The sequence below is a fragment of the uncultured Novosphingobium sp. genome, from assembly GCF_964277725.1.
Classification (GTDB): Bacteria; Pseudomonadota; Alphaproteobacteria; order Sphingomonadales; family Sphingomonadaceae; genus Novosphingobium; species Novosphingobium fluoreni.
This window is the reverse complement of sequence record NZ_CAXYKL010000161.1, coordinates 1-9353: the sequence shown is the minus strand read 5'-3', so window position 1 is coordinate 9353 and position 9353 is coordinate 1. Positions and strand designations below refer to the sequence as shown.

At 60.4% G+C, this 9353-nt stretch carries 7 protein-coding genes and 1 pseudogene; all 8 read right to left on the bottom strand.

Annotated features, from left to right (window positions below):
• Window positions 1-326 (bottom strand): annotated as a pseudogene (locus ACHWRX_RS09295) (aliphatic sulfonate ABC transporter substrate-binding protein); the annotation flags it as partial.
• Window positions 327-348: 22 nt separating this feature from the next.
• The gene (locus tag ACHWRX_RS09290) at window positions 349-2745 is read right to left on the bottom strand and encodes a TonB-dependent receptor (RefSeq protein ID WP_394658976.1); all 2397 of its coding nucleotides are present in this window, start codon (window positions 2743-2745) and stop codon (window positions 349-351) included.
• 383 nt (window positions 2746-3128) lie between these two features.
• Window positions 3129-3920 (bottom strand): class II aldolase/adducin family protein, encoded by a 792-nt coding sequence (locus tag ACHWRX_RS09285; protein WP_394658975.1) that lies wholly within the window; start codon window positions 3918-3920, stop codon window positions 3129-3131.
• A 119-nt stretch (window positions 3921-4039) separates the two neighbouring features.
• Entirely contained in the window at window positions 4040-4990 is a 951-nt protein-coding gene (locus ACHWRX_RS09280) for an NAD(P)-dependent oxidoreductase (RefSeq protein WP_394658974.1), read from the bottom strand.
• Window positions 4987-6159 (bottom strand): acyl-CoA dehydrogenase family protein, encoded by a 1173-nt coding sequence (locus tag ACHWRX_RS09275; protein ID WP_394658973.1) that lies wholly within the window; start codon window positions 6157-6159, stop codon window positions 4987-4989. The genes ACHWRX_RS09280 and ACHWRX_RS09275 overlap by 4 nt, the downstream gene beginning before the upstream one ends.
• 2 nt (window positions 6160-6161) lie before the next feature.
• Window positions 6162-7112 carry an ABC transporter substrate-binding protein gene (locus ACHWRX_RS09270; RefSeq protein ID WP_394658972.1) on the bottom strand — a complete coding sequence of 317 codons (951 nt, stop codon included), beginning with the start codon at window positions 7110-7112 and terminating at the stop codon, window positions 6162-6164.
• A 119-nt stretch (window positions 7113-7231) separates the two neighbouring features.
• Window positions 7232-8203 (bottom strand): ABC transporter substrate-binding protein, encoded by a 972-nt coding sequence (locus ACHWRX_RS09265; RefSeq protein WP_394658971.1) that lies wholly within the window; start codon window positions 8201-8203, stop codon window positions 7232-7234.
• The coding region (locus ACHWRX_RS09260; RefSeq protein ID WP_394658970.1) for a TonB-dependent receptor domain-containing protein at window positions 8178-9353 on the bottom strand (1176 nt) is incomplete at its 5' end. The genes ACHWRX_RS09260 and ACHWRX_RS09265, both read right to left, overlap by 26 nt.

Genomic DNA, 9353 nt, shown 5'->3' with positions numbered 1-9353 from the left:
GCGCCTTTGGCGCGGAAAGCCGAAATCGCCTTCACCCCGGCATCCGCCTGCAGGCTGTAGATGAAGGGCGCATCCCCCCCAAGCCCGGTATCGATCGCCCCGGCGCCCAGGGCTTCGATCAACGGCGCGGCATTAGGAAATTGCGTCCACTCGATGCGATACGGGATTTCCTTCAGCTGACCGGAAGCATCGAGCAGCGCCTGGATTCCCCCTTTCTGATCGCCCACCACGAGTGTCTTGGCGCCGGCCTTCGTGCACGCGGCCAGGAACCCGGCTCCCGCCAGAGCGAGGGCTTGTCGGCGAGATGCATGCGACGGAAACGACATAGTGCTATCCTTGAGACGGTGATCAGAAACGGAAGCGCAGCGTCGCGCCATACGTTCGCGGCTCTCCCACCCCGACCTGGGTCAGCCCCCAGGTGGCGTTGACCGTGGCGGTGGTGAGATAGTTCTTGTCGAACAAGTTGCGGCCCCAGATCGACACGTCCCACGGCCCGTCGTCAGGCCGGATACCAAGGCTTGCGCCGACCAGAGCATAACCCTTGATCCGAGTGAACGGGTCATTGTTGACGGCCGAGAAGAAGCTGGAACGATAGCTGGCGTCAGCAGAGGTATAGACGGTCAGCGTATCGCTCACCGGAGCTTCGTAAAGCACCTGCACCGCACCCGCCCATTTCGACGTGCCGGACAGCCTCTGCCCCGAGATATCGCAGGAACTTTGATACGACAGCAGGAACGGGCAGATCGCGTTGTTGTACTGCAGATATTTCGCATCGGTAAACGCGCCTGATGCCGAGATGGTCAGACGACGACCAATCGACGCGCGCGCATCTACCTCCACACCCCGGCTGCGGACCTTGCCAGCATTACCGATATAAGCGACGCGATTGGGGACGTCATAAAGATTGGCCTGATAATTCTTGTCAATCGTCCAGAACAAGGCAGTATTAAACTGTACCTTCCTATCGAATAATTGCGTTTTCAGGCCGGCCTCGTACGCATCGACCTGCTCTGGCTCGACGAAGATGTTGATGCCGGCATTGCGACGCACCAGGTTAATGCCAGCGGACTTATAGCCGCGCGAGTAACTGACGTAAGCATGCACGTCTTCGCCTAGATCCTGGTTGGCGCTGAGCAGCCAGGACACCGTGCCCTTCGAACGCTCGGCATCGTATGCCCCACCCGATGGCGCATAAGCCGCGCGGATCGCAGCGGCGCTCGCCTGATAGGCCAGCGGCAGGCTGGATATGGGCGCTGGTGTTCCCACTTGAACCGCGTTGTAGCTGCCGGTTTTCTTCTCATAAGTGTAGCGAAGACCGCCGGTCACGCTGGTTGTGGGCGTGATATGCCAAGTGGCCTGACCATACGCAGCATAACTATGCGTTGCAGGATCAAGAAAGCTGAAGGAATCGAGGCCATCTAGCAGCGCATCCGGTGCAGCGGGACCGAAGTACCACTTTGCCGCATCCTTCTTGAAGGAAACTTCCTGCTTGAGCTTCGCCTTCTGCCAGAAGAAATAGAGCCCGCCGGTATATTCGATCGCGCCGCCGCTGGGCGATGTCAGGCGCAACTCCTGGCTGAACTGCCTTTGATTGGTTGCCACCGTACCCTGTCCCAGAATATCGGCCCCGAACTGATCCCCATCCCAGTTTGGTATCCATTTCCAGAACCGAGCGGCGGTGATGGAGGTCAGCGTATGCCCGCCGATCGTCGCATCCACGCGAGCTGTAAGACCGCCACTAGGCATCTTGATCGCCTGTGATCCGTTAATGTCGGTACGGCGGTTGTACGGGTCCACCTCGATCGGCGAGTAGCCGACATCGGCGGCATGCTGGTAAAAGCCTTTGACGATGGCACCATTTGCAAGCCTCGTCGGCAATACCTGCCCCAGCAGGTAGAAGCCCATGTTGCCGGTCTGCCGGGCATAGTCCCCGATCAAGCGGACCTTGATCGCGTCGCGCGGCTGCCACAGAAGATCGGCCTTAACCGCAACGTTTTTGTAATTGTCCCAGTGTTTACGTTGCAACGTGTTGTAGACGATCCCGTCCCGCGCCGCGTACAAGCCGCTCAGCCGTAGGGCCAGCGTGTCCGTCAAGCCACCCGAGGCCGAGACCTGACCGCGCCGATAGTTATAGTTGCCATATGTCAGGTCGCCTTGCACCTCAGGCGTGAAGCTGGGCAGTCTGGTACGCACGTCGATGGCGCCCGCCACCGTGTTCTTGCCGAACAACGTTCCTTGCGGACCGCGCAGCACCTGAACGCTTTCGACATCCAGCAGATCGTTGAGCACGGTACCGGTCCGTGGCCGATAAACCCCGTCGATGTAGAGGCCAACACCCTGATCAAGGCCATCGTTGGTCCCGCCCGAATTGGTTCCCAGGCCGCGAATGGTAATAGTCTGGTTGCGACCACTAAAGCCTTGGATGCTGACGCTGGGCGTGAACGCCGCCAGGTTCTTAAGGCTGGTCTGGCCGCCGATCGCCGCGATCTGCGCCGCTGAAAGCGCGGTGATGGCGATCGGCACAGTCTGCAGCGTCTCGTTCTTGTAGCGCGCCGTGACGACGATATCCTGACCGGCGGACGCCGATCCCGCTTCTTCAGCAGCCCCCCCGTCAGCTGGGATTGAAAGCGCCGGTTCGGCGGCGGCGTACGCGTGACTTGTGACTGACCCAAACACTACCAACCCTGCCGCCAGGGCAGCACGGCGTGAGATCACGGACACCGAACCGAAGACCCTATTCGTCATGATACCATATGGGCGTGCACTGCGACCATGGGATGGTATCCGGCCAACCTTCTTGGGCCGGCCCATTCCAGGAAGACGATTTCTTGCAGTCTCGATCACGATACCCTCATCCGTCGGTGAATTCCGACCCGACGCTGAAGAACGGAAATAGACTACTATATCAATAGAGTTAAGGCATTCGATATATGAGAGTTGCTCATATAAGCAGATCGAGGACCCCCAGTCGCACGTTGCGACGGATCACCCTCGGGCATTGGATAGCCTTTCGCTTCGCTCAAGATCAGAGACCCCTGGCCGTTCAAAACGCGTTAGGATACCTAGGTGTACGCCAGGGAAGCATGTGTCAGATCGGCGATTTTTGCATCGATCTGGCACCGGCACGATCAGGTGTCGAAGCCTGGAAGCTCGCGCTTCACCTTCCGCAAAGCGGCTTCCCACACCAGTTGGTCGTGTGGTTTGCCCCCCTGCTTGGAAAGCGCGGCTGGCGGGCGTTGCTGCAATTGCCGCCGCATTTCTTCCTGTGCCGCTTCTGGTGCGATCAGCACATGGTCACGCCCACCTGCCAATGCTGCCACCTGGACGGAACAAGCGGTCTCCAACTGATAAATCCCGCTCCAGGCTTCGCCAGGAGTGCTGCCGAGGGCAAGCGTACCGTGATTGCGCAGCAGCATCAGCTTGGTGTCCCCCAGATCGCGAACCAGACGCTCGCGTTCATCGAGATTGAGGGCAATGCCTTCGTAATCGTGATAGGACAACCGGGGTATTATCGCCAAAGAGCGTTGGCTGATTGGCAACAGGCCCTCTTTATGCGCTGATGTGCCCATCCCATCAGCCGTGTGAAAATGCGCGACGTAGTGCGCGTCATCCCGCGCGGCGTGGATCGCGGAATGGATTACGAAGCCGGCATAGTTGATGCCATACTCGCTGTCTGAAAGGATGTTGCCGTCGAGGTCGATCTTGACCAGGCTGGATGCCGTGATTTCCTCGAAAGCCAGACCAAAGGGATTGATGAGGAAATGAGCATCAGGGCCCGGGACACGGGCAGAGATGTGCGTATAAATGAAGTCATCAAAGTTGTAGAGCGCGGCGACGCGATAAAACGCGGCCAGATCGATGCGTACTTTCCACTCTGCTTCCGTGACCGCGCCGGGATTAATCTTAAAAGCCGTGGCCATGGCAAATGTCTCCTGAAGGCCGCATCAGCTGATGTCGGCGATCAAGCTTGCGGACTATTCTGCAGGGCAACAATCGAGCTTTTCTGTTTTCGTATTGAGAGCCCCTTATACAACCATCGTCAGTACCTGCTGACAGGATCCACCACGTCGCCGGGTTGCTCTCCCTTGGCGAAGAGGCAGAGATCGCGTTTGAGCTTTTCCAGCAATCGATCGCGCACGGCCTCGGAATGCGCCGAGATGTGCGGGGTCAGACGAACTTTGGCATGCGTGTAAAGTGGATCGCCTTCGGGCAGCGGCTCCGGATCGGTGACATCTAGCGTCGCGAAGCCCAGGCGCTGCGCGTCCAGCGCGTCCACCAATGCTTTTTGGTCGACGATCGCACCGCGCGCCACATTGATAAGGTGTGCGTCCGGCTTTGCCCGGGCCAGCAATGCGGCATTGACTATTCGAAAGGTCTGAGGCGTGGAAGGCAAGGCGATCACGATGTGATCCGCCCGCTTTACCACCTCGGCAAATCCGGTCAACAACTCGACGCCGCCGGGGATGGCCGCGCCTGTATCGCGTCTCCGCACTCCGACGACCCGCATTCCCAAGGCCAGCGCTCGACTGGCCACGGCCTGTCCGATCGCGCCCATGCCCAGGATCCCGACAGTGGACCCCATCACGCCCCCCAGGGACTGAACGCGCCATTCGGCGGCGGAACGCACTGTCACAGCATCGAGGTTCTTCGATCGCTGATATATTGCCGCCATCACGTAATCCGCGATTTCGTCAGACGCTGTGCCTCGCCCACAGGTTACCAGAGGCGCATCCAGCAGCCAGGCAGGATAGGTGTCGATCCCGGTGGAAGCGGAGAATACCCAACGCAAACGACCTGGCCAGCCTGAGGGTACCGGCTTTTCGCGCATGGCCTGCCATTGCGGCGATGGACGTACGACAAGCACGTCGGATTCATCAGCCACCCGCCACGGTTCGTCTCCATTCACAGAGACAATCTTGGGATCAAACGGAAGCGCGGCCAGTTCCGCATCGAATTCCGGGCCGAGCTGGCTCGCCACGACCAGGCTCATCGCGAAAGCCCGGCCCGCCCCGCGCCGATCAGGATGGTATCGGCCTGTGGCGAGTGGATACGACTGCATAACACGTCGCGGTAGTGGCGCTCCAGCGGATGGTTCCGGCTGATCCCGGGATTACCTGTCAGTTCCAGACCGATGGCCACAGCCTGGATCGCATTTGTGGTGGCGACGTGCTTGACGATGTTGGCGCTGTCTGCGGACGGAAGCTCGCCACCATCCGCCGCCTGCGCCGCGCTGAAGATCAACGTCCGGTTGACCTGCAGCAGCGCCTCGATCTCACCGAACTTTTCCTGCACACGCGGCAAAGTTGCCAGCGGTGCCCCTAGATTAGCGGGTGCACGATCATTCAGGTAGCCCGCCAGCCAGTCTCGCGCAGCCCGGGCCACACCATCGTAGATGGCCGCGATCGCCAGCGCATTCCACAGAACCGGCCCATTCGCCTGACCGGTGGGGAGCACCCATTCCTCCGGCCGTCGTACATCGACTGCCGCCGATGTCGGGGCCAGTGTATCGTCGAACACGACCCTGTGGCTGACGGTCGCACGCATGCCCAAGTGATCCCATTCGGGCACGATCGTTATGCCTGGACTGGAAGAGTCGATCAGGAACAGGCCGACGCGAGGTTCCGCCTCGTTGGTACGCGCCCACACCGCGAACCAGTCCAGTCCAGTCGATCCGGTGGAATAGATCTTCTCCCCGACGATCCGCCAGCCATCTGCCGTTTGGCGCGCGGTTGTTTTGGGCAACCCGCCGCGGGCAGGGGTTCCCAACTCAGGCTCGACCCGAAATGTCCCGATCAAACCGCGACCGGCCAACGCCTCACGCGCCAGTTTTTTGTAAACTGCGGCCGGCCAGCGACCGCCTTTGGCCTCCCCCGCGTGGAATGCGTAGGTCATGAACAGGATCAAGGCGGCGGAAGGATCGCCCTTCGCCACCGCGCCCAGCACGCGCAAGGTATCGACATAGCCGGCCCCCTGTCCGCCCAGATCGCGAGAAACAGTTAGCCCGATCAGCCCTTGCCGTGCCAGAATGTCGAACGCCGCCTGGGGAAATTCGCCGGCCCTGTCGTAACGTTCGGCCGTTTTCGCCAAATGTCTGGTAATCTGATCGAGAGTGGCATCATTCAGCGAGTTTGCGACGTCTGCATCAAGTTGAGCCGCCATGATCAGCCTTTCATGATGTCGGCATTGAACCGCATGTCCCACAACCGGGTCATGTCGACATGATTTGGAATCAGACCCGCTCGGGTAAATACATCTGCAACCACTTGTTGCGAGCGGATTGCTTCTATCGTCACTGGTTGCAGCTGAAATGGCGCGCTCTGCTCGCGAAGCTGGTCCTGCACGTAAGAGACCGGAACGCCGATCTCTGCTGCTACCAGGTGGGCCCACTTATATTGATGGTCCCGAGCCCAGGCGTAGCCTTCGCTCACCAACCGCATGTAGGTCAGCACGTGCGCCGCCTTTTCCCTATTTGCCAGAGCGTTGCGATGCGCCAGCACGGGATAGTTTCCCGAGAGAAATCCCAGCGCTGTCCGGAGCACCGTGGCTCCTTGCGTCGCGATGGCAAGCTGGATCACGTAGCCGTAGATCGCCCAGGCATCCAACGCACCTTGCGAGAAGGCGGCGACACCGTCCGACACCGTCAGTGCCACCGGCTCAATATCCGACCACGACAGACCGACGGAACGTAGCATCTCGATCAGGAAGTATTGCGATGTCGTGGCGCGGACATAACCTACCCGCTTGCCTTTCAGGTCTCGCAGATCGCGGATGGCGGAGCCTTTGGGAACCAGCACGGCCTGATTGTTCACGTCACCATGCAGGACCCCCACCTGTAGAAAGCTTTGGACGGTAGAGGCGGCGGAGAAGACCGGCGGAATCTCGCTGCTGCCTCCAAAATCTAACGCATCGCTGTTCAAAGCCTCAATAACGAGATGCCCGGATTGAAATTCTGAGTATTGGACTGGAAAGTCCGGCGCCAGCCCCGCCGCCTTAAGGAGCAGGCGGGTATCGCTTGCCCCTTTGCCTGTGATCGCCACCCGCAGCGGCATGGCGGACTGCCGCGCGCAACCGCTGACGGAAAGCGCCGCGATGGCGGCCCCGCTCGCGATCACGGCGCGGCGGCTCCACGTGGGCTGCCCGGCCATCGCCTTCGGTCGTGCTTGATCTTTCATGCTCATCATTCCGTTTCGATGGCGCCATGAGGATTTTCAGAACGAGGCGGACAAAGGTCTTAAGCGCCGATCAGCCCGGGTGCGATCAGTGCCTCCACGTCAACGTTGCGAGGTAAAACCCCGTACGGGCGGTAGAAGCGATCGGAGGCTCGCTGCAACGCCGCCACGAAAGTGGCATCGGGCGCCGTGAAGGCCGGTCTCTCGCGCGCCACCCACGCCTTGGTGACGGCAAGATCCATCCCGGTCTGTTTGGAATACAGCTTGGCATAGGCGTCGGGCTGCTGCTGGCTCCACAACGACGCGCGTCGCAACCGCTCAAGATAATCGCCTATCGCGGTGCGCTTCGCAGGGTCGGCCAGCGCGGCTTCTGAGACCACTATCGTTGAATAGCCTGGGCCGATCCCTGCACCGTCCCGTAGGATACGGGCGCCTTCAGCCTCGGCGCGGACTTGATATGTCCCGAACGTCGCCCAAGCGTCAATCTGCCCTGTGGCGAACGCGGACGCAGCCTCGTTGGGCAGCATGAACCCAATGCGCACCGAGGAGATCGGAATGCGCGCCTCGTTCAGTGCTTCCAGCAACATGTAGTGGGATATGCTGCCCCGCGCGCTGGAGACGATTACGGATTGGCCTGCCAGGTCAGCGACAGACTGGATAGTGGACCCGCGCGGCACCACGATCGCCATCGCCTGATCCGACATCCGCGTTACCGCCGCGATCTTGAGCCGACAGCCAGCGGCCGCCGCCAGGATTACCGGCAGGTCGCCCGCAGGAGCGGTATCTACCGCGCCGGCGTTCAACGCTTCCAGCAAAGGCGCGGCTCCTGGGAAATTCGCCCAGGTGATGCGGTATGGAAGATCATCAAGCTGGCCCGCAGCCTTCATCCGGCTTTCCACCAGATGCACCTGATCGCCCATGACCAGCGCGCCGCGATCCCCACGGCCACATGCACCCAGCCACGGCAGCACGCCCAGCCCCAGTGCCCCTCCCAGGAACGATCGACGATCAGAAGCTGACGGCGACGCGGCCATAATAGTATCCACCGTTGGGGTTGAAAGGTGATGGTCCGTAATATCCTTGGCCCGTCTGGGGGCTGCCGGGTCCGTTGGTTTCGGGCCTGACGTTGAAGACATTCGTCGCACCGAACTGCAAAGTAGCAAAGCTGGTCACCGCCAACGATGCATTGACATCTGTGATCCACTTCGCGCCGAATGCCCGATCGTCCCCCGCCGCCGTGCGCTGCGTATACTTGCCATAGCGCGTCGTGGTGAAAGATAATCCCAAGATCCCCTGTGCCCAGGAACCATTCAGCACAAGCTTGGTGCGTGGATTAATTACCTCCAACTCGCCAATTCGATCGCCACCGAAGAACACCGACCCCACGCCCAGCAGGGAAGTACCGTTCGCCCCTAGTAACTGCGTCGGCGTGGCCGGTAGCTTGTCAATCCTGGTCTTGTTGTAGTTGAACGCCGCATTCAAATTCATTTTACCCAGCCCGCTGGTGTGCGACCAATCAGCCACTACGTCGACACCACGGGTGGACGTATCCACCGCGTTAAAAAAGTATTCGGCTTGCTCAACACCGCTAAGGCCATTGGCGTTGAGGATGGCGGTAATGCCTGATCCGAACAGTCGACCCGACCGTTCGATACGGTTCTTGATCTTGATGTAGTAACCATCCGCCGTGATGCTGATATTCGATCCTGGCGTGATGACGAACCCGGCGCCCGCGTTCCAGCTTCTCTCGGACTTAAGCGGCTTTGCCCCCAGCAAAGCTCCCAGAGCAGAGTCCGGCGTGACAAGCTTGGCGACAGTAGCGGTCACCTCTGTCCGGCCCGTGGCGGGATTGAAGACCAGGGCGGTGCGCCCGTCCGTCTGTGCATAGGCGGATTGCGTCAGTGAAGGGGCGCGAAACCCCGTTCCGACGGTGCCGCGCAAGGCAAAGGCGGGGCTGATCTCGAAACGCGAGTTCAATTTAAACCCGACCGGGCTGCCCGATCCGTCGCTGTAATGCTCGGCCCGCACCGCCGCACCGATGTACCATGCGTCCATAAGATATATGCCAAGATCGACATAGCCGGCATAGACCCGCCGTTGCGCGTCCGCCCGGTCCGCCGGGGAAAGGACGATAGCCGCCTGCACGACCGGCGCCGCCGCCAGCCCGACATTCCAATCGTACTG